General features: G+C 38.3%; 25 protein-coding genes and 1 pseudogene. 14 read left to right on the top strand and 12 right to left on the bottom strand.

Annotated features, from left to right (window positions below; genetic code table 11):
* The first annotated feature begins 140 nt into the window (after positions 1-140).
* A complete protein-coding gene (locus tag DS031_RS18315) occupies positions 141-1,793 on the top strand; it encodes an AMP-binding protein (RefSeq protein ID WP_113807507.1) in 1,653 nt (550 codons plus the stop codon).
* Positions 1,794-1,866: 73 nt separating this feature from the next.
* Here the strand turns inward: DS031_RS18315 and DS031_RS18310 are convergent, their stop codons facing one another.
* The 4 genes from DS031_RS18310 to DS031_RS18295 form a co-directional block, all read right to left on the bottom strand.
* Positions 1,867-2,856, bottom strand: coding sequence for an ABC transporter permease (locus tag DS031_RS18310; protein WP_113807506.1), 990 nt, complete (start codon positions 2,854-2,856; stop codon positions 1,867-1,869).
* Positions 2,835-3,575, bottom strand: coding sequence for an ABC transporter ATP-binding protein (locus tag DS031_RS18305; RefSeq protein WP_113807505.1), 741 nt, complete (start codon positions 3,573-3,575; stop codon positions 2,835-2,837). The genes DS031_RS18310 and DS031_RS18305 overlap by 22 nt, the downstream gene beginning before the upstream one ends.
* Before the next feature lie 149 nt (positions 3,576-3,724).
* Complete coding sequence (locus DS031_RS18300; RefSeq protein ID WP_425451993.1) at positions 3,725-3,979, bottom strand: DUF3949 domain-containing protein; 255 nt, start codon at positions 3,977-3,979, stop codon at positions 3,725-3,727.
* Positions 3,980-4,016: 37 nt separating this feature from the next.
* On the bottom strand, positions 4,017-4,313 hold the full coding sequence (locus DS031_RS18295; protein WP_113807503.1) for a hypothetical protein: 297 nt from the start codon (positions 4,311-4,313) through the stop codon (positions 4,017-4,019).
* A gap of 126 nt (positions 4,314-4,439) precedes the next feature.
* On the opposite strand from DS031_RS18295, the gene DS031_RS18290 reads away from it, so the two are divergent.
* The 5 genes from DS031_RS18290 (at position 4,440) to DS031_RS18270 (ending at position 8,246) form a co-directional block, all read left to right on the top strand.
* Positions 4,440-4,643 carry a hypothetical protein gene (locus DS031_RS18290; protein WP_113807502.1) on the top strand — a complete coding sequence of 68 codons (204 nt, stop codon included), beginning with the start codon at positions 4,440-4,442 and terminating at the stop codon, positions 4,641-4,643.
* Between the two features lie 707 nt (positions 4,644-5,350).
* Entirely contained in the window at positions 5,351-5,899 is a 549-nt protein-coding gene (locus DS031_RS18285; protein WP_113807501.1) for a hypothetical protein, read from the top strand.
* Positions 5,900-5,929: 30 nt separating this feature from the next.
* The gene (locus DS031_RS18280) at positions 5,930-6,100 is read left to right on the top strand and encodes a cytochrome c oxidase subunit 2A (protein ID WP_113807500.1); all 171 of its coding nucleotides are present in this window, start codon (positions 5,930-5,932) and stop codon (positions 6,098-6,100) included.
* 17 nt (positions 6,101-6,117) lie between these two features.
* Positions 6,118-6,588 (top strand): cytochrome c oxidase subunit II, encoded by a 471-nt coding sequence (locus tag DS031_RS18275; RefSeq protein WP_113807499.1) that lies wholly within the window; start codon positions 6,118-6,120, stop codon positions 6,586-6,588.
* Positions 6,585-8,246, top strand: coding sequence for a b(o/a)3-type cytochrome-c oxidase subunit 1 (locus DS031_RS18270; protein WP_113807498.1), 1,662 nt, complete (start codon positions 6,585-6,587; stop codon positions 8,244-8,246). Before DS031_RS18275 ends, DS031_RS18270 begins: the two co-directional genes overlap by 4 nt.
* Before the next feature lie 42 nt (positions 8,247-8,288).
* On the opposite strand, the gene DS031_RS18265 is transcribed toward DS031_RS18270, so the two are convergent.
* Both DS031_RS18265 and DS031_RS23830 read right to left on the bottom strand, forming a co-directional pair.
* Positions 8,289-8,738: a YueI family protein gene (locus DS031_RS18265; protein ID WP_113807497.1), complete on the bottom strand. Its 450-nt coding sequence runs from the start codon at positions 8,736-8,738 to the stop codon at positions 8,289-8,291.
* A gap of 205 nt (positions 8,739-8,943) precedes the next feature.
* Positions 8,944-9,087, bottom strand: a complete 144-nt coding sequence (locus DS031_RS23830; RefSeq protein ID WP_181833228.1) for a hypothetical protein — start codon at positions 9,085-9,087, stop codon at positions 8,944-8,946.
* Between the two features lie 102 nt (positions 9,088-9,189).
* On the opposite strand from DS031_RS23830, the pseudogene tnpB reads away from it, so the two are divergent.
* Positions 9,190-10,341, top strand: a pseudogene (tnpB, locus tag DS031_RS18260) (IS200/IS605 family element RNA-guided endonuclease TnpB).
* 206 nt (positions 10,342-10,547) lie between these two features.
* Positions 10,548-12,389: an LTA synthase family protein gene (locus tag DS031_RS18255; protein ID WP_113807496.1), complete on the top strand. Its 1,842-nt coding sequence runs from the start codon at positions 10,548-10,550 to the stop codon at positions 12,387-12,389.
* A gap of 51 nt (positions 12,390-12,440) precedes the next feature.
* Here DS031_RS18255 and DS031_RS18250 read toward each other — a convergent pair whose 3' ends face one another.
* Positions 12,441-14,321 carry a heavy metal translocating P-type ATPase gene (locus tag DS031_RS18250; RefSeq protein WP_113807529.1) on the bottom strand — a complete coding sequence of 627 codons (1,881 nt, stop codon included), beginning with the start codon at positions 14,319-14,321 and terminating at the stop codon, positions 12,441-12,443.
* Positions 14,322-14,712: 391 nt separating this feature from the next.
* On the opposite strand from DS031_RS18250, the gene DS031_RS18245 reads away from it, so the two are divergent.
* Complete coding sequence (locus tag DS031_RS18245) at positions 14,713-15,519, top strand: VLRF1 family aeRF1-type release factor (protein WP_113807495.1); 807 nt, start codon at positions 14,713-14,715, stop codon at positions 15,517-15,519.
* Positions 15,520-15,641: 122 nt separating this feature from the next.
* Here DS031_RS18245 and DS031_RS18240 read toward each other — a convergent pair whose 3' ends face one another.
* Entirely contained in the window at positions 15,642-16,406 is a 765-nt protein-coding gene (locus DS031_RS18240) for a CAP domain-containing protein (protein WP_113807494.1), read from the bottom strand.
* A gap of 205 nt (positions 16,407-16,611) precedes the next feature.
* Positions 16,612-17,061, bottom strand: coding sequence for a TlpA disulfide reductase family protein (locus DS031_RS18235; protein ID WP_181833227.1), 450 nt, complete (start codon positions 17,059-17,061; stop codon positions 16,612-16,614).
* A 238-nt stretch (positions 17,062-17,299) separates the two neighbouring features.
* On the opposite strand from DS031_RS18235, the gene DS031_RS18230 reads away from it, so the two are divergent.
* Positions 17,300-17,686 carry an OsmC family protein gene (locus tag DS031_RS18230; protein WP_113807493.1) on the top strand — a complete coding sequence of 129 codons (387 nt, stop codon included), beginning with the start codon at positions 17,300-17,302 and terminating at the stop codon, positions 17,684-17,686.
* A gap of 311 nt (positions 17,687-17,997) precedes the next feature.
* Here DS031_RS18230 and DS031_RS18225 read toward each other — a convergent pair whose 3' ends face one another.
* Positions 17,998-18,423 carry a pyridoxamine 5'-phosphate oxidase family protein gene (locus DS031_RS18225; protein WP_113807492.1) on the bottom strand — a complete coding sequence of 142 codons (426 nt, stop codon included), beginning with the start codon at positions 18,421-18,423 and terminating at the stop codon, positions 17,998-18,000.
* Between the two features lie 113 nt (positions 18,424-18,536).
* Between DS031_RS18225 and DS031_RS18220 the strand changes: the two genes are divergently transcribed.
* A complete protein-coding gene (locus DS031_RS18220) occupies positions 18,537-19,907 on the top strand; it encodes an MATE family efflux transporter (protein ID WP_113807491.1) in 1,371 nt (456 codons plus the stop codon).
* A gap of 145 nt (positions 19,908-20,052) precedes the next feature.
* Here the strand turns inward: DS031_RS18220 and DS031_RS18215 are convergent, their stop codons facing one another.
* Positions 20,053-20,664 carry a DUF421 domain-containing protein gene (locus DS031_RS18215; RefSeq protein WP_113807490.1) on the bottom strand — a complete coding sequence of 204 codons (612 nt, stop codon included), beginning with the start codon at positions 20,662-20,664 and terminating at the stop codon, positions 20,053-20,055.
* A gap of 167 nt (positions 20,665-20,831) precedes the next feature.
* On the opposite strand from DS031_RS18215, the gene DS031_RS18210 reads away from it, so the two are divergent.
* Both DS031_RS18210 and DS031_RS18205 read left to right on the top strand, forming a co-directional pair.
* Positions 20,832-21,443, top strand: coding sequence for a YczE/YyaS/YitT family protein (locus tag DS031_RS18210; RefSeq protein ID WP_113807489.1), 612 nt, complete (start codon positions 20,832-20,834; stop codon positions 21,441-21,443).
* A gap of 328 nt (positions 21,444-21,771) precedes the next feature.
* Positions 21,772-22,557 (top strand): YfkD famly protein, encoded by a 786-nt coding sequence (locus DS031_RS18205; protein ID WP_113807488.1) that lies wholly within the window; start codon positions 21,772-21,774, stop codon positions 22,555-22,557.
* A 110-nt stretch (positions 22,558-22,667) separates the two neighbouring features.
* Here the strand turns inward: DS031_RS18205 and DS031_RS18200 are convergent, their stop codons facing one another.
* Positions 22,668-22,994 (bottom strand): winged helix-turn-helix transcriptional regulator, encoded by a 327-nt coding sequence (locus tag DS031_RS18200; RefSeq protein ID WP_113807487.1) that lies wholly within the window; start codon positions 22,992-22,994, stop codon positions 22,668-22,670.
* A 253-nt stretch (positions 22,995-23,247) separates the two neighbouring features.
* On the opposite strand from DS031_RS18200, the gene DS031_RS18195 reads away from it, so the two are divergent.
* A complete protein-coding gene (locus tag DS031_RS18195; protein ID WP_113807486.1) occupies positions 23,248-23,667 on the top strand; it encodes an RDD family protein in 420 nt (139 codons plus the stop codon).
* The last annotated feature ends 28 nt before the right edge of the window (positions 23,668-23,695 follow it).

Genomic DNA, 23,695 nt, shown 5'->3' with positions numbered 1-23,695 from the left:
CTAGTTTTCTAGCTGATTCTGCTTACTTCCTTTTTAAACAACTACTTTTATAGGAATTTATAATATGAAAAATAGGGATTTTTTGAATAGTTTTAACATAAAAATGAGTAACTCATCTTTATAGGAAGAGGGTGCATCTTATGACAGAACATCCTTGGCTTTCTTATTATCCTGAAGAAATAAAAGAGAGTCTTGATTACCCGAACATTCCTGTGTTTGAGCTTTTAAAACGAGCGGCAAAAGAAGCCCCAAAAAAAGAAGCGCTCTATTTTCTTGGGAAGCGGCTGACATATGAAGAAACATTAAAAGCCGCTTATCAAGCCGCAAATGCGTTTAAAAAGCTTGGCGTAGAAAAAGGAGATCGTGTGTCACTTATGCTTCCGAACTGTCCGCAGATGGTGATTTGCTATTACGGTGTACTTTTAGCTGGCGGCATCGCTGTTATGACAAATCCGCTGTATGTGGAACGAGAGCTTGAGCATCAATTAAACGATGCAGAAGTGAAAACAATTGTTTGTCTTGATCTTGTTTATCCGAAAGTAAAAAAAGTGATTGAAACAACCCAGCTTGAAAATATTATTGCGACAAGTATTAAAGATTACCTGCCGTTTCCGAAAAATCTCCTTTATCCAATCGTTCAAAAACGAAAAGGTCCCTATGTGAAAATTGATTATTACAAAGAAAATGTTCTCTCCTTTCCTAAATGGCTGAAAGCTTCCTCAAGCACACCCGTTACCCCTGAGATTGATCCAAAAACAGATTTAGCGGTTATTCAATATACAGGAGGCACAACCGGCACACCAAAAGGCTCGATGCTCACTCACGCAAATTTGATTGCAAATGCGCTTCAATGTAAGTCTTGGTTCTATAAAGGCGAGGAAGGAAAAGAAAAAACACTTGCCGCTGTGCCGCTTTTTCATGTCTATGGAATGACCGTCTGTTTAAACTTAACCGTCTCTTTGATTGGCACGATTCTTCTAGTCCCTAAATTTGATGTGGAGCAGCTGTTAAAAGTAATTGATAAAGAAAAGCCGACGATTTTTCCTGGGGCACCGACGATGTATATTGGCCTTTTAAGCGATCCGAAACTTAAAAACTATGATATTCGTTCTGTTGAAGCATGTGTAAGCGGCTCAGCACCGCTTCCGTTAGAAGTGCAGCAGCAGTTTGAATCGATCACAGGGGGAAGGCTTGTAGAAGGCTACGGATTAACGGAAGTTTCATCTGTCAGTCACGCAAATCCAATTTGGGGACAGCGTGTGCATGGCAGTATTGGTATTCCTTTTCCTGATACGATCAGTAAAATTGTCAATCCAGAAACCGGGGAAGAAGTAGGCGTTGGAGAAGTAGGGGAGCTTTTGATTTCTGGGCCGCAGGTGATGCAGGGCTATTGGCGAAAGCCTGAAGAAACAGAACAAGTTTTAAAAGATGGCTGGCTCTTTACCGGCGATATGGGGTACATGGATGAAAACGGCTATTTTTATATTGTTGATCGGATGAAAGACATGATTATTGCGGGCGGCTTTAATATTTTCCCGCGTGAAGTAGAAGAAGTATTGTATGAGCATCCTTCTGTTAAAGAAGCGGCCGTTATTGGCGTCAGTGACGAATACCGCGGCGAAACAGTAAAAGCCTTCATCGTAAAAAAAGAAGGAAAAGAGGTAACAGATGAAGAGCTTGATGCCTTTTGCCGAACAAAACTTGCCGCCTACAAAGTACCAAAGCTCTATGAATACCGCGATGAAATGCCAAAAACAATGATCGGTAAAATTTTAAAAAGAGAATTAAAATAAAAACAGGGGTCTGTACGCTCCACATGGACATTTTATGGTATTTGTCCATTTGCGGGGTCAGACCCCTGTTTTTCTATTTCCTTAAAAGCAGCACATTACCGATTAAAAACAAGCTTGCAAAGCCAACAAGGACAAGCAGTGAGAGGGAAACATCAGTAAGTGATTCACCGCGAATCATTAATCCTCTTAATGCATCGGCCGCATAAGTAAGCGGCAGCACGTCAGCGAGACGGAGAATCCACCCCGGCATATTTCGTAAATCAAACAAGCCGCACAGTAAAATTTGCGGAAGAATTACAATCGGAATAAACTGTACCATTTGAAACTCGTTTTTTGCAAATGTGGATAAAAAGCTTCCGAGTGACAGGGCAACAGCCGCAAGTAAGCTGTTGACGAGCAGAACAGAAAAGAAATTCGCCTCTGAGTAAATGTCTAAAATCGAAATCGCAAACCACTGCACAAGAATTGTCTGTAAAATTGCGAAAATCCCAAAGCCAAAAAAGTAACCGAGCACAATTTCATAGCGTTTAAGAGGAGAGGCAAGCATCCGCTCTAATGTGCCGCTTGTACGCTCTCGTAAAAAAGCAACACCTGAAATTAAGAAAACGAAAAAGAAGACAAAAAAGCCAATTAAAGCAGGTGCAAAATAATCAATCGTTTCAAGCCTATCGCTGCCGTGTAAGTAGTTTACTTCGATTTGCTGCGGTGCTAAACTTTTCAGCACATTCATCACCGCTTGATTTGCCGTTGGATCTGAGCCTTCAAGTGTCACAGTGAAAACACGGGCGTTTCCTTCAAGATAAGCATCCGTTTCCCCGTCTAACAATCTATTTTTTGCTTCTTCAAGTGAAACAACATTTACAACAGCATCTGTATTTGAAAGTTTTTCGGAAAGCATTTCCTGATCAAATGTTAGATCAATAACAGCCGCCGCAGAAGGAGAGGAAAATACAAAGTTTAATAATGAGAAAATAAGCAGTGGTGCCGCAAATAATAATGCAAGAGTTCGCTTATCATAAAAAAGCTGTTTAACAAGACGTTTTATGAGGGTGAGGATTCGCATGGCGCACCTCCAAAATATAGGAAAGCATCTTCAATTGTTTGTGCATTTGCGGCTTCTTTTAATTCATGAGGAGAACCTGAAGCTGTACATTTGCCGTCGCGAATAAAACCGAGGCGGTCGCAGTGCTCTGCTTCATCCATGACATGTGTTGTAATTAAGATCGACACACCACTTTCCTTTAAACGCTGAAATTCTTTCCAAAAACTGCGGCGCAGCAGTGGATCAATGCCAACAGTCGGCTCGTCTAAAATAAGCAGTGCCGGTTCATGTAAAAGCGCGATCGCAAGCGATAATCTTCGCTTCATTCCACCAGAAAACGTATGAACAAACCGCTTTCTATGCTCTGTTAATTCGACGAGTGTGAACACTTCTTCAATTCGTTCTTTTTTCCGTTTTTTATGAACACCGTAAAGCTCTGAGAAAAAGTTTACGTTATCAAGTGCTGTCATATCTTCATAAAGAGCGTCTGCCTGGGCCATATAACCAATTTGACTAATTACCCTTTTTGAAGGCATCTGTTGATTAAAAACAGATACACTGCCGGACGTACAGCGGCTAATTCCAGCGATTGTCTTCACAAGCGTCGTTTTTCCAGATCCAGACGGACCGAGAAGACCAAAAATTTCTCCCTGTTCAATCGTTAATGAAATATTATCAAGGATGTTCCGCTTCTGAATTTGCTGACTAAGCTGATCAATTTCTACAATATGATTACTCACTTTGTTCACATCCTTTTCTTGGAGGGGTCTGACCCCGCAAATGGACAAAAACCTCTAAATGTACACCTCAGACGGACGATATCGAATTAACAACCAATCTCTTTGTATACTTTATGAGCTAACATTGTTTTTCTTGATCAAAATCATCTTTATGAACGACTGTGCTTTTTCTGATGATGTTTATAAATAAAACTTGAGATCAAAGCTGCCGGCCAGTTAAAAAAATTTCCCTGCATATGAGAGTGAAGCTGTTCTTCGGCCGCTGGCATGTTCTCATACAGCTGACTTTGCGTAAGTCCTGACTTCTTTTCCTTTTCTTTCATGCCGCTAATATAAGAATACTGAAGAGGAATCATGATGAGGGTGTACAAAAGCCAAATCGGCAGTAAGATGCTTAGTAACAAAGTAGTCACCTCCCCCATTTGTTTTTCTCCTTTTTATCTAGTAATATTGTCCCCATTTCTCATATTCGCTTTGAAGCCAATCAATAAACCGCTCCCGCTCGTTTTCATCATTTTTTAATAGTTTTATATTTTTCTCGTCTTCAAGATAGCTAACAATGCGTGGATGTGTATTGATCATTTTGCGAAATTTTTTCTCGTTTTCATGATAAAGCTCGTAAAACCATTTCTCCTGTTTTTTTAACTCCTTTATATGGACTTTGTGCGGTGATGTACTTCCGCCGCCAACAGCTGTACCAAGATCGAAGGCAGAAAGAAGCAGTTCAAAAAAATCCATCATATTCACCTCACTCGTTGTTCTTTGTTTATTATATACGAGTTTATCCAACAATTGGTTTCAAAAATAAGTCCCTGTACCTAAATCCTTTCATGGTAGAATCAAGAAAAAAGGAGTGAAGAGAAAATGGACTTTCTGCATTGGTATGACTGGATTACGCCAACAAACCCAACGGCAGCGTTTTTATTTGGAATATTGTTTTCAATTATTGCAGCAGCTACAGTTAAAATCGTCGATAAAAGCTGGAAACGTTCACTGTTTGCTTTTTTAGTAGGCGGCTGTGTAACAGTTGTGTTTGTCCCTTTTTTAACGTTCGTTGGCTATTATTAAATGTTATTTGAAAATAAATAGTGTTCTACTACATAACGAAATAGTTGATTTATAGATAGATACAATAAGGTTCACTCAAACATTTGAGTGAACCTTATTTTTTGTTCGAAAAGTAGCCATTATTTCCTAATTTAAAGGTTGTACTGTGAGATTTGTCACAGCTTTACAGTGATTATTTTTATAAACTAACGTTGCAATCTATGATATTGAAATTAAACAAGCAGATGAATACTCCCGCCACTTAATTTTCTAGCGAAAATTTGAAGTGGGGGTTTCTAACGTATCGAACATTTCTGAACGCTTAACGTTAGTGGAGTTGACACATTGGCGGTCTAAATACGCCCAACTCCTCTATCCCATCGTTCTTGCCTTTGGGACTTCTTTTAATAAGCCTACTGCACCATTTTCACACGTTGTGCTAGTCATGTATCACGCATCTTCGGCTTCTCTAGGCTTGAACATTTTACGCAGCAGAGCGTCTTTTCCTGCTACAACCTTATATGTTCAGTTTTCAATGAGCATGTACAAGGATGTACAACGATTATTATATCATTTATTACGTACTTGTGTTCGTAATAAATGATGGAAATTCACCCCCTCCCTACTGATTGGGCTATCGCCCTTCACATTCCTTGAGGAAGGGGTAATCTTTCTAAAAATGATAGATAATACCAGCTTGAAAATCACACGACAAGGGAGAGAACGAGATGGCTCGTAAAGGAGTTCTTTTGTTTAGTTCACTCGTGATGCTTTCACTGTTAGCCATTGTACCGGCTCAGGCGAAAGTAACAGGTGAAGAAATTCAGTTTGCCAAAACATTGGAAGCGAAATTAAAAGAAGAACATTATGATCTAAAAGACAAATCTGTAAAGCTTTTAAATACGATGTATTTCGGTGAAAACAAGCAAATTATCGGTGCTTTTTATCGCTATCACCGCGTTCGCGATGGCATTTTCTATTTTACAGCAAAAGATGTTGTGTTTTATGACAAAGAAAATGAAACGTTTTTGTCTCACACAGAAATTCAAGAGGTAGAAGGTGCCGCCCAGTTTAAGAATCGTTATGAAGATGAACTTCAGACAAAAATGCATATGAAAGGTATCTTAATGGTGCTGTCTCTTCTATTAATCATTCCAATTTATGTTGTATTCTTTTGGTCAAAAAAGCAATATTCTTTATCAGCGCACAAAAAGCAAAAACAGCAAAAGAGCGCTTTAAAACAAGACGCTTCTCAAAAAATTAAATCAACTGTTTAACCATTTGTTGTAAAGAAAGGGGAATGCGTGATGCCAAAAATTAATCCAAATGTTTCACAATCCCAAAAAGTAAATAAAAAAGTAAACAAAAGCAAAGAAGAAACGAGTTTAAAGGGAACACTCATTGCAGTATTTGCGGTTGGAGCCATTATCGTCTTTTTTTGGGTGAGTATTTTTCAGCTGTATTTATCGAGAATGTAAAAAAGAGGTGAAGTATTATGCATATTCATAAGTATGAAAAAGTTTGGCTTACATTTGGCGGTGCAGCTCTATTCGTTTTTTTACTTACACTTGGTATTAGTGCTTTTCATATGGGCATGCACCCGGCAAGCAGTATGGAAACAATCGATCCTAAAAAAGTAGCGGAAACCGCACCTTTTAATGAACCTGGCGTAAAAAAAGTTGATGAAGATACGTATGAAGTGACGATGATCGCAAAAGCATTTGCCTATACACCGAATGAAATTCAAGTACCCGTTGGAAAGAAAGTGATTTTCCGTGTAACAAGTCAAGATGTTGTCCACAGTTTTACGATCGTTGATACGAACGTCAACATGATGGTTGTTCCAGGGAATATAAGTGAAAAAGAATATACATTTAAAGAACCAGGAAATTATTTAATTATTTGTAATGAATATTGTGGTGCAGGCCATCATTACATGAAAACAGAAATTGAGGTGGTCCAATGACAGCTCCTGGGAAGATTGATCGAAAAGATGCCCGTTTAAGTCTTGTCCATATAGGGATTGGTTATTTTGCCGTCTTTTTAGGAACGCTGTGCGGTGTGCTGCAGGGATTAGTGCGAAGCGGCGGCTTCGAGCTTCCGCCATGGTTAAATTATTATCAAATTTTAACGGCACACGGTGTATTACTCGCACTTGTCTTTACAACTTATTTTATTTACGGCTTTTTCTTTTCCGGGATGAGCCGGACAATGGGAACGCTCAGCAATGCTGTAAGGCGATTCAGCTGGCTTGGCTTTTCCGTGATGACGCTCGGAACCATTTTAGCCACTATTATGATTGTTATGAATGAAGCGTCGGTGATGTATACGTTTTATGTGCCATTAAAAGCACACCCGCTGTTCTATATTGGTTTAGCACTCTTTATAGTTGGTACATGGATTAGTGGCTTTGCACTGCTTGCTCATTATTTTGGCTGGAAGAAAAAACATAAGGGAGAAATTACACCGCTGTTTGGCTTTATGACAACAATTACGATTATAATGTGGATCATTGCCTGTCTTGGTGTTGTTTCAACTGTTTTGTTTCAAATTATTCCGTGGTCACTTGGCTGGGTCGATACGATTAACGTTGAATTAAGCCGTTCCCTCTTTTGGTATTTCGGTCACCCGCTTGTTTATTTTTGGCTTCTGCCTGCTTATATGGCATGGTATGTGATTGTACCAAAAATTATTGGCGGAAAAGTGTTTAGTGATTCCTTAGCGCGTTTATCGTTTATTTTATTTTTACTGTTTTCGATTCCTGTAGGCTTTCACCATCAATTAGTGGAACCAGGCATTTCAACGTTTTGGAAGTTCCTGCAAACATGTTTAACATTTATGGTTGTCTTTCCATCATTAATGACAGCTTTCTCGATGTTTGCGACCTTCGAATTAGCGGGCCGCGCAAAAGGAGCAACAGGATTATTCGGCTGGTTTAAGAAGCTGCCGTTTCATGACGTAAGATTTCTTGCTCTATTTCTTGCAATGTTATTCTTTATTCCAGGCGGAGCAGGCGGTTTAGTGAACGCCAGCTTTCAAATGGACGAAGTTGTTCATAATACGCTTTGGATTGTTGGACACTTTCATATTACAGTCGGTACACCGGTTGTGATGACGTTCTTTGGAATTACGTATTGGCTCATTCCGTATTTAACAAACAGAAAATTAACGGCAGGCATGAATAAGTTTGGAAAAATCCAAATTATTGTTTGGGCAGTCGGAATGTTCTTTATGTCTACGTCACAGCATATTTTAGGTCTGTTTGGGGCACCAAGACGAACAGCTTTTACAACATATGGTGATCATCCCGATGCGTTAAGATGGTTTGAAGGATTACTTGTTAATCAAGTTACAATGGCTGTTGGCGGCGTACTTCTGTTTATTTCAGCAATGATGATGATTGGGGCGGTTATTTATTTATGGGCCGGAGCCCCGCAGTCAGATGAAGAAGAATTTCCAATTGCGGAAACGGCAGAAGATGCGCTTCAAACACCGAAAATCTTTGAAAACTGGTGGATATGGATTGGAACAGCGTTTGTATTAATTGCAATTGCTTATACGATTCCATTATGGGAGATCATTCAAATGGCCCCGCCTGGATCACAGCCGTTTCGAACATGGTAATAGGGATAAACAAGAGGCTGACTTTCACGAGTCAGCCTTTTCTTATTTTTTATTCAAAGCATTCCAAATTGCTGAAAAAAAGGATTCTTTCTGTTCTTCCCCTTTAGAATCACGTTTCTCTTCTTTATCCTCAATATAAATATGTTCTTTATCAATGGCCGTATCATATGCTAAAACAAGGCCTAAGTCTGTTTCATTTTCTTTATCTGTAACCATACGGTAGGAAATATGATGCGTATCGGCAAGTTTCATATAATCACATAAATACGTGTAATTCATGTTTCCGTTTAAATAAAGCCGTGCTTTAGGATTTTCTTTCATTAATTCTTCTACTTCTTTCACGGTTCCAGTTTTTCGCACCTGAGACTGAGTAAGCGCAACAACAACACGCTCTCGTAATGTGCCTAAAAACTGCTTTCTTTCCTCTGGTTTTGTATCCTGCACACCATACAAGCCTTTTTGTACATAATCGTCAACATTCTTTTTTGGCAAAAGCTTCTCCTCCTATCATTATGATTGTTACAATTCGTTTTACCGATTAAAATAGATACATTCAGTGTTAACTATTTTGAAACTAAATCAACCATTTATCATGATATAGGCGAGAATATCCCTTCCTCAAGGAATGTGAAGGGCGATAGCCCAATGAGTAGGGAGGGGATGAATCGCCTTAGGATAGGGCATGTCGTATGACATGTTAACTATCCGACTTGTTTAATCCTTTTCTTATTAATTCATATACGGCACCTGCAAAACTTGAAATGTAATTTTCCTTTTGGTACTTTTCAACTTCTGCTACTAAATCAGCAGGAAATTTAATCAACTTTGAAATACGTTCCATTATTATCACCTTCCTTTTCCTTTTCCGAAAAAATGTATATACTTAATATATATAATTATATCTAGTGTATGATTAGTATATACATAAAAGGAGGTGAAAACAATGTTAGTGAATAAAGCTTATAAATTTAGAATCTATCCAAACAAAGAACAAGCAACCTTAATCAATAAAACAATTGGTTGCAGTCGTTTTGTATTTAATCATTTCCTTGCTAAATAGAATGATACTTACAAAACAACAGGAAAAGGATTAACGTATAGTTCTTGTTCTTCTAAACTTCCTTCTTTAAAGAAAGAATACGAATGGTTAAAAGAGGTAGACAGTATTGCTATTCAATCTTCTGTAAAAAATCTTGCAGATGCTTATGACCGTTTTTTTAAGAAACAAAATAAAGCACCACGTTTTAAATCTAAAAAGAATAACGTACAATCCTATATAACGAAACGTACAAATGGAAATATTGCGATTGTAGAAAATAAAATCAAACTCCCTAAACTTGGACTTGTTAAGTTCGCCAAAAGTCGTGAAGTTGAAGGAAGAATTTTAAGCGCAACTGTTAGACGTAACCCAAGTGGAAAATACTTCGTTTCTATTCTTGTTGAAACAGAAGCAAAGGAACTTCCTAAAGTAAACTCATCTGTTGGTATTGACGTTGGATTAAAAGACTTCGCTATTCTTTCTAATGGTAAAACGTATGCTAATCCTAAATTCTTCCGTACATTAGAAAAGCAATTAGCAAAAGAACAACGTATTCTTTCAAGACAAAAAGAGTTAGCGATCAAAAAGAAAAAGCCTTTGTATGAAGCAAAAAACTATCAGAAACAAAAAATAAAGGTTGCTCGCATCCACGAAAAGATCACCAATGCTCGTAAAGATTACTTGGATAAAATCTCAACCGAGATTGTCAAGAACCACGACACCATCGGGATTGAAGATTTGTCTGTAAGTAATATGCTTAAAAATGGTAATCTTGCAAAGGCAATTAGTGAAGTGTCATGGTCACAATTCAGAACTATGTTAGAGTACAAATGTAAGTGGTATGGAAAACAATTAGTTGTTGTTGGAAAAACATTTGCAAGTTCTCAACTATGTTCTTGTTGTGGCTATAAAAACAAAGACGTTAAGAATTTCAACCTTAGAGAATGGAAATGTCCATCATGCAATAAACATCACGATAGAGATATTAACGCAAGTATCAATATCAAGAATGAAGCAATAAGACTTCTAACTGTTGGAACAACAGGGATAGCCTAATCAATAACTGACCGATAGGTTGGTGTTCTTAGGAATCCCCTTCTTCAAACAAACCGTAAGGTTGTTAAGTAGGGGTAGTTCAATCGTAAAGAATAGTATACCTAATTGTTTCATAGAAATCTCACTAGGGAATAGGAAAATAATACGATTAAAACGAAATAAAAGTCATAGTATAGATGAAAGCAGTGAAAGTGAGGAAATGATAGATGAAAGTAAAGAGGAAGCAGACAAGCTTTCGATTATACGGATGGACAGTCATTTTGTTATGGCTTAAAACGTATCTTGTTTATAAACTTTTTATTGGTTTTTCAAGAGATACACTGTTAGGAGAACTCATCTTATTTATAAGCCCGATTAGTTCTGTTTTGTTATTAATTGGGTTCAGCTTTTTCTTTTCAAAAAAAATTCACGCTAAATGGATCCTCGTGATGAATATAATCGGTACGGCGATTTTATATATAAATGTTTTATATTATCGTTTTTATATTGATTTTGTAACACTGCCAATTCTTTTTCAATTTAAAAATGTCGGCGGTTTAGGACCAAGCACACTTGAACTGATTTACTCGGCAGATACTTTGTTGTTTATTGATATTGCGGTGATATGGTGGTTAATTCGAAAAGAAAGGCCACAAGCGGAAAGGATAACCGAGCGAAAAAAACACCTTATTGCGTTAGTGGCTTTGCTTTTATTTGCGGCTCATCTCGGCCTTGTGAAACTAAACAATCCAGAAGTTTTTAAAGTTAATTATGACCGCAAAACCATTGTGGCAAACTTCGGGATTTTTCATTACCACATGTATGATTTATACCGTCAATCACTTCTTTCAACAGACCATGTGTTTGCAACTGACAAGGATGTGAAGGAAGCATCGGATTATACCGCACAAAAATATGTTTCTCCTCATCCTACTTATTTTGGCGCTGCAAAAGGAAAAAATGTAATTTTAATTTCGCTAGAATCGACGCAGAGCTTTGTGATTAATAAGAAGGTAAATGGGGAAGAAGTTACCCCGTTTTTAAATGAGTTAATGAACGAAAGCTATTATTTTAACAATTTTTATCATCAAACTGCACAGGGGAAAACGTCTGATTCTGAATTTTTAATTGATAATTCGCTTTATCCGTTATCAAGCGGCTCAGCGTTTGTAAGAAAAACCGAAAATGAATACAACGCCCTCCCGGCGATTTTAAAAGGATCGGGCTATTATTCAGCCGCTTTTCACGGCAATGACAAAACGTTTTGGAATCGCGATGTGATGTATGAAACACTCGGCTATGATCGCTATTTTTCAAAAGAAGATTATCAGGTTACAGAAGAAAATTCAGTAAATTACGGTTTAAAAGATATTCCGTTTTTTGAGCAGTCCTTGCAGCATCTTGATGAGATTCCACAGCCCTTTTACGCAAAGTTTCTAACGCTTACTAATCATTTTCCATTTCTTCTTGATCAAAAAGATGAAATGATTACAGAGCTTGAAACAGAAGAAGGGGTTGTAAATCGCTATTTTACAACGGTAAGATATGAAGATGAAGCAGTGCGCCGGTTCATTGAGGGCTTAAAGAAAAAAGGATTATATGAAAATTCAATCATCATTATGTATGGTGATCATTATGGCATTTCAAATAGTTATACAGAAGCGTTAGAAGAAGCGCTTGGAGAGTCGTTTACAGCAGTCGATCAAATCGAACTGCAGCGTGTGCCGCTATTTATTCATATTCCTGGTGAACAAGGGAAAGTGTTTCACACAACAGCTGGGCAAATTGATTTAAAACCAACAATCCTCCACCTTTTAGGAATTGATACAAAAGGAACTGTGCAGTTTGGTCAGGATCTTTTTTCAAAAAATCGCGAGCAGCTTGTTATTTTTCGCGATGGGGAGTTTGTAACAGAGGAGCTTGTCTATACAGAGGGCGTGTGCTATGACAAATCCTCACAAACAAAGCTTCCATATGGAAACTGTAAAGAAACGGTTGAAATAGCGCAAAAAGAACTGCAGCTGTCAGACCAAATTGTTCATGGTGATTTGCTCAGGTTTTTAAAATAATGAAAAGCGAGGCTGACGATTGAAGTCAACCTCGCTTTTTTCGTTTATCTCTTATTCTTTCAACATGCGAAGACCGTTTAAAATAACGAGAATTGTACTGCCTTCATGACCGATCACGCCAAGCGGAAGGGATAGAAACTGCAGGAAGTTTGAAGCGATTAACAGTAAAATCACACTAAGTGCAAATACAATGTTTTGCTTGACGATTTTCTTCATTTTTTGTGAAATGGCGATGGCTTCTGAAATACGAATTAAGTCATTTTTCATTAACACAACATCAGATGCTTCTAATGCCGCGTCTGTTCCGGCGCCCATTGCAATTCCGATATTGGCGCTTGCGAGAGCGGGTGCATCATTAATGCCGTCACCAACCATCGCAACCATGCCGTACTTTTCTTTTAACTCAGAAATCGTATTTAACTTTTCTTCAGGAAGGCGCTCTGATAAATATTCATCAATGCCCGCTTCTTTTGCAATCGCTTTTGCGGTATGTTCGTTATCACCTGTAATCATGATCGTATGAATGCCGACTTTCTTTAATGCTTTAATCGCTGTAACTGTTTCCTTTCGAACAATATCTTTTAAGGCAATCATCCCGGCAATGCCTTTTTCATCTTCAATAAATACAACGGTTTTACCTTCTGCTTGAAGTGTTTCAGCTGCACCGCTGTGAAACGCTTTTGCACTTGCTTCGTTTACAAATGAAAGTTTTCCAATTTTATAGCTTTGCCCGTTAACCTCTGCTTTTACGCCCCAGCCTGATACGTCCTCCATCTCTTCAACAGGTAGGAAAGAAAGTTCTTGTTTCTCGGCACAGCGGACAATTGCTTGACCAAGTGGGTGTGTAGAATGACGTTCAATGGAAGCGGCAATCGTTAATAATGTGTCTTCTTCAAGATCGTTTCGAACCAACATGTCAGTTACTTCTGGTTTTCCTGTTGTTAATGTACCTGTTTTATCAAATGCCACAGCTTTAATCGCGCCAAGCTTTTCAATATGAAGACCACCTTTGAACAAAATTCCATTTCGCGCGCCATTTGAAATCGCAGAAAGTGTTGCCGGCATAATCGCGGCTACAAGCGCACACGGGGAAGCGACAACTAAAAGCACCATTGCTCTATAAAACGTTTCCTGCCAGCTCCATCCTAAAATAAAGTGCGGTAAAAACAGCATTAATCCAACAACTGCAAGGACGCTTTTTACGTAAAGACCTTCGAAACGTTCAATAAAAAGCTGTGACGGTGATTTTTCACTTTTTGCAGATTGCACAAGCTCAATAATTTTATGAAATAATGTTTCTTCACTTTGTTTTGTTACCTCAACCGTTAATGCACCGTTTACGTTTACTGTTCCTGCGAATACATCATCCTGCAGTGCTTTTTCAACAGGAATCGATTCACCAGTAATCGCTGCTTCATTAATCGATGAGCGGCCTTTAATAATACGCCCATCTGTTGGAATGCGCTCACCTGGTTTAATTAATACATGATCACCAAGTACTAACTGTGAAGCTGGAATAATGATTTCTTTATGATCGCGGATGACAAGAGCTTCTTCCGGCTGAAGAGCCATAAGAGCAGATAAGTCGCGTTCACTTTTATTGAGTGTATATGTTTCAAGCGCACCGCTTAATGAGAAAATAAAAATTAAAATCGCACCTTCTGCCCAGTAGCCGATAATCGCGGAACCAATCGCCGCTAAAATCATCAGGATCTCAACATTTAACGATTTTTCAAAGACTAAGTCTTCAATGCCCTCTTTCGCTTTAGCAAACCCGCCGATTAAAAACGCGGCACCAAATAAATAGGGAGCGGCCTCCTTTAATACAAAGGCAAAGGCGATGAGAATACCGCTTATAACTGCTGCGAGTAACTCTCCGTGTTTTTGTAAAAATTCGCTGACAGGACGCTCCTGTTTTTCGACTTGATCCATGTAAGCTGTTTTAGTTTGAATGTTTTCCAATGAAAATTCCACCTTTCTAATTGATAACGAGAGTCAACTTCATTACCCTTAAAACGACGAAAGCTGCCATCTGCGCGGGGCAGGTGACAGCAATACCACAAATTAGAATTATTTTAGTTATTAGTTTTTATTAATTCTATTTTACCACAATTTCCAAACAATGAAACTACTTTTTAGAAAATTGGGCTAAGCAATTTTAATTTTGACTCCGACGTGCGAATGGTTCTATCACCTGTTCGGAGTCAAAAGCTTAGGAACTCAATAACCTAGTTCAAAACGATTAGTTTAGATGCGTATGGGAGCGGAAATAGAATAGTAGAGGAAAAAGCTTTCAACTATACTTCAAAGGAGTTGACAAAAAATGATTATCACTAAAAAAATAGAAGAACTAAAAAGCATTCAATTAGAAGAACCAAATAAAATCCTATCGATGTACTTAAATACGGATCGAAGCAGCATGGATCAGCAAAACGGTGAATGGAAAATTAAACTGAAAAATGGATTAAAAAAACTTGAGGAATATATTGAAGCAGGCGGCACGAAAGAAGCGCTCAAAAACTTCAAAAAAATTAAAGACATGGTAAATAAAGAAATTTTGGATCATGAACGCGATCTCCAGCGAGGGGTTGTTTTGTTTGCGTCTGCCGATCAGCAAGTATGGTCTGTTAACTTCTTACAGATGCCTGTTGAAACAAATTTTTATTGGGAAGAATATCCTGTTGTTGATCAACTGCAGGAGCTCAAAGAGAAATATCCAGCCTCGGGAATCGTGGTTGTCAATCAAGAGGACGTTCGAATCGTTGAAGCAGAACTTGGGCAGGTAAGGGAATCGATCCATTATATGCTTGATCTTGAAACAGAAGATTGGCGTCAGCACGAAGGCCCGCACCATGCTGATGTTACGCTCGGAAAAGGTGGAAAAAGCTATCAGCAGGAACAGTTTAAAGATCGTTTTGAAGCAAACAAACAGCGCTGGTACAAAAACTTAGCACCAAAAATTGATAAAAAAGCAAAAGATCATAATTGGGAACAAATTATTATGATTGGTGAAAAAGAGGAAGCCTTACAGCTGAAAGAACAAATGAATAAAAATATTGACGAATTAATCGGTAAAAACCTTGGCGGCAGGTCTGATCATGAAATTGTAAGTGAAGTGTTTCAGTCATAAAGCAAACTAAAGTTACAGTGTATATCCTCTAAAGGTAACTTCGTTTAGTATTTAAATATGAATTAAAATTTTACAAAAAGCCGAGCTGATCTACGTGCTAAATCAGCTCGGTTTTTTACATTTTATTTACTAATAAACATCTGTGTCCAATGATGCCCAGTGCCGTTATATCCTACGCCAATATGCGTAAAATTGCCGCTTAAAATATTTTTACGGTGACCGGCGCTGTTCATCCAAGAGTTGACAACTTGTTCAGCTGTTGACTGCCCTTTAGCAATATTTTCACCTGCTGCGTTGTACGTAATTCCAAAGTCGCGCATCATATCAAACGGCGAGCCGTACGTTGGGCTTGTATGGGAAAAGTAATTGTTTTTTTGCATATCATTGGATTTCTCGCGAGCGACATTGCTTAATGATGTGTCTGCTTTTAAATCAGGGAGCCCATTTTTTCTTCTTTGTTCATTTGTTAATTCAATAACTCGTTGTTCAATTTCACTAATATTACCAGCCGCTTTTGTTGGCTGTTTTTGCTGTGGTGCTGCCTGTTCCTGTTTGGGTGCTGCTTGCTGCGGTGTTTCCTGCGGCTGCGTTGGCTGCTGGGCTTGTGGTTGATTTGGTCTAATTTCATATTGACGTGTCACGATATTCGGGTCTTTCACTACGCCGCCCTGACCTGCACCTTGTCCAAAATCAACGCGGTATTCATAGCGAGCTTCCTGTACTTTAATCGGCTTTGTATGTGGAAATTGTTCGCTCGACATTTCTGTTTGAGAACTTGAGATGTTATCGTCATGATTATTTTGCGCCTGTTCGTCATTTATCCCGCAGGCGGCAGCAAACAATAAAAGAACAGAAGGGATAAGCAGTTTTATTTTTAAATCGTTCATCTGTAAATTCTCCTTTTTATATGAACTAATTTCCTTCTTAGTGTTTAATTTTTTTCTAAAAATATTTATGGCAATAACAGGGGGAGAAGGGAGAAAAGTTGTATAAAGAAACAAAAAAAGGATCACCGTCATCGGTGATCCTTTTAGTAAATACCGTTTATTGTCCAGCTTGTCGAGTCTAAACGGGTGCTTCCGCATTTCTACCTTACTCTTCTTCACTTGGAAGGACGCGGTTTACACGCTTTGTCAGCATTTTCATGCCGCCGCCGCCCGCTTGGAAGTGACGCAATTTCCCTTCATTATCAAACACATAGTATGCCGGGACATATTGATTTTCAAATGCATCGGTTAGCTTATGTTCATTATCAACGAAAATTGGCTGCGTAATTTCGTGTGTTCTTGCTACTTCTTTAACTTGCTCAAGATCAAGATCTTTTTCAGAACGAGGCATATGAACGGCAATAACGTTTAATTTATCTTTGTATTCATCGCGAAATTCATTAATGTTTGGCATTGCTTCTTTGCATAAGCCACAGCTTACACTCCAAAAGTGGATAAGTGTGGGCTTGTCTCCGATAAGATCGCTTTTTGAAACTTCACCATTTAACCAAGTCGTTGCGCCAGCGAGTTCCGGCATCTCAGTACGTAATTTCAAAATAAATCGTCTCCTTTGTCACGAAAATAATTAAAATAATTATTACATGATTACTATTATTTAGTATAAAAAGGAATTTATAATCCTGTCAATGAAATCGCTTCCATATACCTTCCTTAGTTTGCCTTTAACGTCTATGTTTAAACATTGAATGGCAGTATGAATGATTCGCTTTTTTAAGGGTTGTGCATTAAAATGTACAGATAGGAAACGGTAAGAGAAAGGGGAAGTAAGGGCTATGGAATTTAAAATGAAAGAAAATGGATTTACGACAAATGTTGAATATGGAGAACTACATATTTCAGGAGATTCTGATTATGGATTTCGTCCATTTCAGCTGCTTGTATCATCTATAGCCGTATGCAGCGGCGGGATACTTCGCAAAGTGCTTACGAAAAAACGAATTTCTTATAGTGATGTCACTGTTCAGGCGGAAGTTGTTCGAAATGAAGCAGAAGCGAATCGCCTTGAAAAAATTCATCTTCATTTTATTATTGCAGGTGAAGAGTTATCAGAAACAAAAATTGAAAAAGCATTAGAAGTAACGCGAAAAAATTGTTCAATGGTGCAGTCGGTCAAAGACAGCATTGAAATAACTGAATCATTCGAGTTAGTACAAGCATAAAGCATGTTAACTAAAGTAGGGTCTGCCCCTCAACTGGAGGAAGGTCAGACCCTATGCTTTTTTATTGGCTAGCTTCAGGCGCCTACCCTCTCGAGTCAAATAACCTTCCGGCGTAAAGGCAAAAAGCGCCTTTTCGTCGAAAGAACATTTGCTTGTCGGGGGTGAGCAAGGCGCTTCCGCTTTTCTAATTGTCCAGCTGCAGCCCCCAGTCTCTCGAGTCAAATAACCTTCCGGCGTAAAGGCAAAAAGCGCCTTTTCGTCGAAAGAACATTTGCTTGTCGAGGCTGAACGGGTGCTTCCGCTTTTCTTTATTAAGAAAGTTCAAGTGTTTGGGATGATTCTGAGTTATTGTTCATAAGGCGAATTGTTTCAGGCTGGCACTGAAGAACCACATAATTGGGGTCGTCAGGACTTGAAAAATAGTTTTTTAATTCATCGCTCCAAAGCTTTTCTTTTAAGTTTTTTGAATCGTTAAGGGATACTTTCCCTTGGAACTCAATATACTGGTCGCCCCAGCCGTTTCCGTTATAACCGAGCAAAATATGTGCATTTGGATTTTCTTTAATTTCATCGACTTTGTATGTTTCTTTACTTGTTGGTGTGTATAGCGTTAAATCCTCATGACTAAATGTCATATAACGAGAGTGCGGTTTTTGTTTTTTTACAGTTGCGAGCGTGCCGGTATGGTTTTGATCCATAACGTGCAGTATTTCTTCTTTCAACTTTTGTTCATCCATGAGAGTCGAGCTCCTTTCAATGATTTGTTGTTACTGTTTCCGTTTCAATCTTTTTTTAAACATCATTATGTGTAGAATAAACGATATGAAAATCAGCTGGAGAAGGGATAATCATGAATCAAGGATATGATTTTACAGAGGGAAGTATTTTACGAAAAATGCTTTTTTATTCTGGACCGATTTTTTTAACAAATTTACTGCAAACTTCGTATCAATTTATTGACAGCTTGTGGATCGGAAATTTGCTTGGTGCTTCATCACTTGGTGCGATTTCGATTTCAGCAACCGTTATTTTTACGGTACTGTCTTTTATTATTGGAATTAACGGGGCAACCTTAACGGTGTTAAGTCAGCAAAAAGGTGCAAATGATGAGCGGGGTTTAAAAGAATCATTAAATGCCTTTGTTGTCGTTCTCGGCGTTTTAGCGGTTGCTCTTGGTGTTGTCGGCTATCTTTTTTCAGGAAGCATTTTAACGTTATTAGGAACGCCTGAAGCGATTTTTCCGTTAGCAAAATCGTATTTACAGGTGAACTTTTTAGGAATTTTATTTTTATTTGGGTACAATTTTATCGGGACGGTATTAAGAGCGTTAGGGGATAGTAAAACACCGGTACGCTTTGTGTTGTGGGCGGTTGTTTTAAACACTGTTTTAGATCCGCTTTTTATTGTAACCTTTGATCTTGGCATTGAAGGCGCAGCGCTTGCTACGATTGTCGCCCAAGGATCGGCGTTTTTATACGGAATTATTTACTCGTTAAAAAAATCAAAAGTACCGTTTACGATGCCGCATTTTCCAGAAGCCAATTATTTAAAAACAATCATCAAGCTGGGACTGCCGGGCGGTTTGCAGATGGTGGCGATTTCCGGCGGAGTCACAGCGATTATGGGCATTGTCGCGGGATTTGGGGAAGATGTTGTTGCTGGATTTGGAGCCTCACAGCGGATTGACAGCATCATTATGCTGCCTGCTTTTACGTTAGGCTCTGCGGTAAATAGTATTGCTGGCCAGAATATTGGCGCCTTAAAATGGGAACGCGTTGCAGAGATTGCCAAAAAGGGAATTTTGCTTATTTTATCGGTTTCTTTTTTAATCAGTTTGCTTGTCTTTCTAAGTGCGGATTTGCTTATTCGTTTGTTCGTTTCTGATCAGGAGACAATTGCATTTGGGGCCGCTTATTTAAAAGCTGTTGCCTTTTTCTATCCGTTTTTAGGTATTAATTTCGTGTTAAACGGGATTGTAAGAGCGGCAGGGGCGATGGTACAGGTGCTTGTGTTAAATTTAATTTCCTTTTGGGCATTGCGGGTGCCGCTGACGTATCTTTTTACACGTTTTTTCGATGAAGACGGCATTGCTTATGGAATTGGGACGAGTTTTATTATTAGCAGTATCATCGCCTTATTTTATTATCGCTATGGAAAATGGCGTGAGATTAAGCTGTTTGAGAAAAAAGAAACAGAGGAAACAAGACAAAATGCAAAATAGGGGTTGTCTCAAAAGCATAGAGTCAGACCCTCCCCGCCTCATATATAGGATGTGATTTATAAAACACATCTATATCTTGTGCGAGGTTGTGGGGGGTCAGACCCTATTGAGACAACCTCTATTTTTTTAGGTTAGCTATTTTTCTTTATTGAAGGTGCTTTGGTTCTTGGTGATTTCCCTGCTGGTTAACTTCTGTAAAAAGATCTGCCTGCATTTGCGGCGGCTGCTGGGAGGAGAGTGGTTGTGCCTGCATGGGATAAGTACTATTTAACAGCTGCAGAATTTTATCAAGATCCCCTTTTGTAGCGGGTTTAAATGCATCTTTTAGTTCAAAGCCAAGCTGTCCGCTCGTTTCAATGGTCGCCCATTTGACATCACTTATTTTGGAAATGTTATGCTGTCTTAACCGCATTTCAAGCTGGTCAACTGTTAAGCGGACTTTTTTTAGCTGCTTTTCGTTTAATATGCCGTTTTCAATAACCATAACCGCTTTTCCGGTAATAAGATTTTCAAATTTATCAAATTTTAACTGCAAATATTCCATTGTAATCAATGTTGCAATTAACAGTCCTGCAATTAAAAAAGTGACCCAGACATTTTTTTCGCTGACAGGTTGAATTAAAAGGGTACCGATTGAAATCATAATAACTGTTTGCGCTACTGTCATTTGCGAAATTGATTTGCGTCCGCCTAATCTTAAAAGCATCGTGCCGATGAAGACAATTAATATAGCTTTCCATATCCATTGAAATTCCATGAAAAATTCCTCCTTGTACAAGTATTAGCATGGATCGTAAGGCGCTTTTTATGTATGAATGAGGCGAGAAAAGAAAGTGCTGTCCTATTTAAGGATTGGCTTCATAAAATAAACTAAGATAAACTGTTCAGGTGCAGCAAATTTTGATAAGGATAGGAGAATGAAAATTGGGAACAACATCAAGAAGAATAGCATGCTATGTGATTGGCCTTATTATTTTAACGTTTGGAATTAGTTTAACGATTAAAGCGGATCTTGGAGCAGGTGCTTGGGATGCGCTAAATGTTGGATTAGCTGAAAAAGTTGGTTTAACGGTTGGAAGCTGGGTTGTCCTTGTTGGAATTGTTCTTATCCTTTTAAATGCTTTTTTAACGAAAGAAAAGCCGGATATCTTTGCACTAATTACGATTATTATTGCCGGCGCTTGTATTGACTTTTGGCTTCTTCAAGTATTTGAAAGCTTAGCGCTCGGTTCAAAAGGAGAACGATTAGCTGCTCTGTTTATCGGCATTTTTGTTCTTGCGATGGGAGTTTCGCTTTACCTGCAGGCAAAATTTGCGGCCATTCCAGTAGACGGTTTAATGTTTGCCTTACATAAACGGTTTGGCTGGAGCTTGATGACCGCAAAAACAGTAGGTGAAGTTGCCGCCCTTTTATTAGCACTTCTTTTTTCAGGACCTGTTGGCATCGGCACGATTATTATTACAGCCGCCATTGGCCCACTTGTTGAGCTGTTTTACCCTAAAATTTCAAAAATGGTGAAATTAAATACAATCTAAAAAGAACGTTCAACTACGAATGTTATATAGTAAAGTTTTATAAGGATTTAGTCCTAAAATATAGAAATATTGATTTGGACTCCGAACAGGTAAGCGGAAGCAGCGATTTAGAGAAAAGGCATTTTCTCGTTTCCCTGCTTCCGCTTACTTGTCTTTCAGTCCATGGCTGAAAGGGTGCGAAAAGATGATTTCGCGCGTCGGATTCCAAATCAACGCGCTATCCACAAGTTAAGTTGAAGTTAGATTATGTGGATAAATTATTTTTGCAATGAAAACAATAAAGGTATCAACGAATAAACAGTATGAAAGTTGATTAGGAGGCATTGCAATGAAAAAACTATTGATCCCTGTGCTTGCAATTCTGTTATCATTGAATTTTTCTTTAACAGGAACAGCAGCGGAAAAACCAACAAAACAGATTAAAGTACCTGATTTTGTTCTAAACATTTCACAGGAAAATACGTATCCAAATCCATCACAAGATATGCCAACATTACAGCCGAGCGAATTAACGAAACAGCTGTTAAAATCGACTGATGTTGAAATTGCCAACCCAGAACTCGTTCGACTATTAAATGAATCTTCTATTCGCCATACAAAATTGTCACTTGGCTACGGGGCGGAAGTTTATCTTGGGAAATGGCCGCTTAATTATGAATCCCAAGAAACATCGATTAACTGGGAGTATAGGCAGGCAAGTGTCAATCAACTTGATAACCGCGGCGGTAATAAACCGGCAGTAATTCGCTATGTACAGGAAGAAGAAAGTAAAGTAACAGGTGATTTAACCGTAAGAGTTTCAAGCAGTGAAGATGTAAAAAAAATGATGATCATTAAAGCAGCTCAAAAATCAAAGCTGCCGCTTTCCTTTGAAACAATTGTTGGCAAAGGAACGAAAAAAGATCAAAAATACAATGTGGCCCCTAAAAAAATCGGCCAATTGTACGGATATGTACCGGCAGTGAATGAAAAGGGGAAAGTCACATATGGAGAAGTTTATTTAGTGCTAAAAGGAACTGAAAGCCATTTAAAAGTAAAAAACATTACACAACACGGCATTGGGGCATGGATTCCAGTGCAGGATCATTTAGCATTTAAATTCCATGCACAATAAAGAAAACTCGGTGATTGCCAAGTCTTTAACTTGACCTCTAAGTCGAATTGCTTCAGTGCTGTCAAGTTATGTATTCTTAATGCATAAGAAAAAAAGAGGAATAGCATCTGCTATTCCTCTTTTGAATCATCAACCCAATCCTCGCTCCAGATTTGGATGGCTTTAATGACTTCTTCTAATGAAGCCCCTTTTTCAGTTAGATGATATTCAATGCGGACGGGTGTTTCTGGGTAAACTTTACGCTCAATAATGCCGATGCTTTCGAGCTCTTTCATTCGTTCTGTCAGCATGCGGTCACTCATATCCGGAATTTGCTGTTTAATATCTTTAAACCGTTTCGGTCCGCCCATTAAGACACGAATAATTAACCCTGTCCATTTTTTACCGATAATATTAATCGCTGCTTCATATCGAGGACACATTGAATTATAGTTCATAACTTGTCACCTCTTTTTATCGTTTTGCCCACTATTTGCAAGGTAGCGTTCATTATTATTTAATTCATATAAATTAATAATTCCTAATTATAACTTACAATTATAAAAACACTTACTATTGTAAAGTATATCATAATAATGATAAACTGGAAACTAACATATTTTCAATATATTACAACTATTTTTATCATAAGGATTAGAATAAGTACTATTTTTTTACTAAATGAACGCCTGAAAATGAAAGGATGATAAGATGGTCAAGCATCCAGCTGGTTTTTGGATTCGTGTTGGCGCCGCTTTACTTGACGGATTAATCGTTAGTCTGCCTTTAGGAATTATTGCTTCATTTATTGGGGATGGAGGACAAGATCCAACATCATCATCACAACTATTTGTAAATTTAATAATCTTTTTATATGGATTATTAGTCCCACTGTATTGGTCAGGTTATACAGTTGGAAAGCGTATTGTCGGCATTCGTATTTTAAGAATCGACGGTGAAAATGTTCGTATTACAAACATGCTGATTCGAACAGTTGTTACAGGTCTTCTTTATGCGTTCACATTTGGGATCGCCGTCATCGTAAGCGCGATTATGGTTGGTGCTCGTAAAGACAAGCGTTCCCTTCATGATTTAATCGCAGGGACGTATGTTACCTATCAAAAACCTTAAAGAAATGTCCGCTTCAAATGGACAAAAG

Source organism: Bacillus taeanensis, assembly GCF_003318295.1.
In the GTDB taxonomy this organism is placed as follows: domain Bacteria; phylum Bacillota; class Bacilli; order Bacillales; family UBA6769; genus Maribacillus; species Maribacillus taeanensis.
The sequence above is the reverse complement of the archived record's forward strand: the minus strand, read 5'-3'. Positions and strand labels throughout refer to the sequence as shown.

What these genes read in the sequence shown, in the direction of transcription:
- DS031_RS18255 (WP_113807496.1), top strand. Translation starts at nt 10,548, where the DNA reads ATGAAAGTAAAGAGGAAGCAGACAAGCTTTCGATTATACGGATGGACA.
- DS031_RS18240 (WP_113807494.1), bottom strand. Translation starts at nt 16,406, where the DNA reads ATGAACGATTTAAAAATAAAACTGCTTATCCCTTCTGTTCTTTTATTG.
- DS031_RS18195 (WP_113807486.1), top strand. Translation starts at nt 23,248, where the DNA reads ATGGTCAAGCATCCAGCTGGTTTTTGGATTCGTGTTGGCGCCGCTTTA.
- DS031_RS18270 (WP_113807498.1), top strand. Translation starts at nt 6,585, where the DNA reads ATGACAGCTCCTGGGAAGATTGATCGAAAAGATGCCCGTTTAAGTCTT.
- DS031_RS18215 (WP_113807490.1), bottom strand. Translation starts at nt 20,664, where the DNA reads ATGGAATTTCAATGGATATGGAAAGCTATATTAATTGTCTTCATCGGC.
- DS031_RS18225 (WP_113807492.1), bottom strand. Translation starts at nt 18,423, where the DNA reads ATGGATGAACAAAAGTTGAAAGAAGAAATACTGCACGTTATGGATCAA.
- DS031_RS18280 (WP_113807500.1), top strand. Translation starts at nt 5,930, where the DNA reads ATGCCAAAAATTAATCCAAATGTTTCACAATCCCAAAAAGTAAATAAA.
- DS031_RS18230 (WP_113807493.1), top strand. Translation starts at nt 17,300, where the DNA reads ATGGAATTTAAAATGAAAGAAAATGGATTTACGACAAATGTTGAATAT.
- DS031_RS18200 (WP_113807487.1), bottom strand. Translation starts at nt 22,994, where the DNA reads ATGAACTATAATTCAATGTGTCCTCGATATGAAGCAGCGATTAATATT.
- DS031_RS18220 (WP_113807491.1), top strand. Translation starts at nt 18,537, where the DNA reads ATGAATCAAGGATATGATTTTACAGAGGGAAGTATTTTACGAAAAATG.
- DS031_RS18245 (WP_113807495.1), top strand. Translation starts at nt 14,713, where the DNA reads ATGATTATCACTAAAAAAATAGAAGAACTAAAAAGCATTCAATTAGAA.
- DS031_RS18285 (WP_113807501.1), top strand. Translation starts at nt 5,351, where the DNA reads ATGGCTCGTAAAGGAGTTCTTTTGTTTAGTTCACTCGTGATGCTTTCA.
- DS031_RS18310 (WP_113807506.1), bottom strand. Translation starts at nt 2,856, where the DNA reads ATGCGAATCCTCACCCTCATAAAACGTCTTGTTAAACAGCTTTTTTAT.
- DS031_RS18205 (WP_113807488.1), top strand. Translation starts at nt 21,772, where the DNA reads ATGAAAAAACTATTGATCCCTGTGCTTGCAATTCTGTTATCATTGAAT.
- DS031_RS18290 (WP_113807502.1), top strand. Translation starts at nt 4,440, where the DNA reads ATGGACTTTCTGCATTGGTATGACTGGATTACGCCAACAAACCCAACG.
- DS031_RS18275 (WP_113807499.1), top strand. Translation starts at nt 6,118, where the DNA reads ATGCATATTCATAAGTATGAAAAAGTTTGGCTTACATTTGGCGGTGCA.
- DS031_RS18295 (WP_113807503.1), bottom strand. Translation starts at nt 4,313, where the DNA reads ATGGATTTTTTTGAACTGCTTCTTTCTGCCTTCGATCTTGGTACAGCT.
- DS031_RS18250 (WP_113807529.1), bottom strand. Translation starts at nt 14,321, where the DNA reads ATGGATCAAGTCGAAAAACAGGAGCGTCCTGTCAGCGAATTTTTACAA.
- DS031_RS23830 (WP_181833228.1), bottom strand. Translation starts at nt 9,087, where the DNA reads ATGGAACGTATTTCAAAGTTGATTAAATTTCCTGCTGATTTAGTAGCA.
- DS031_RS18315 (WP_113807507.1), top strand. Translation starts at nt 141, where the DNA reads ATGACAGAACATCCTTGGCTTTCTTATTATCCTGAAGAAATAAAAGAG.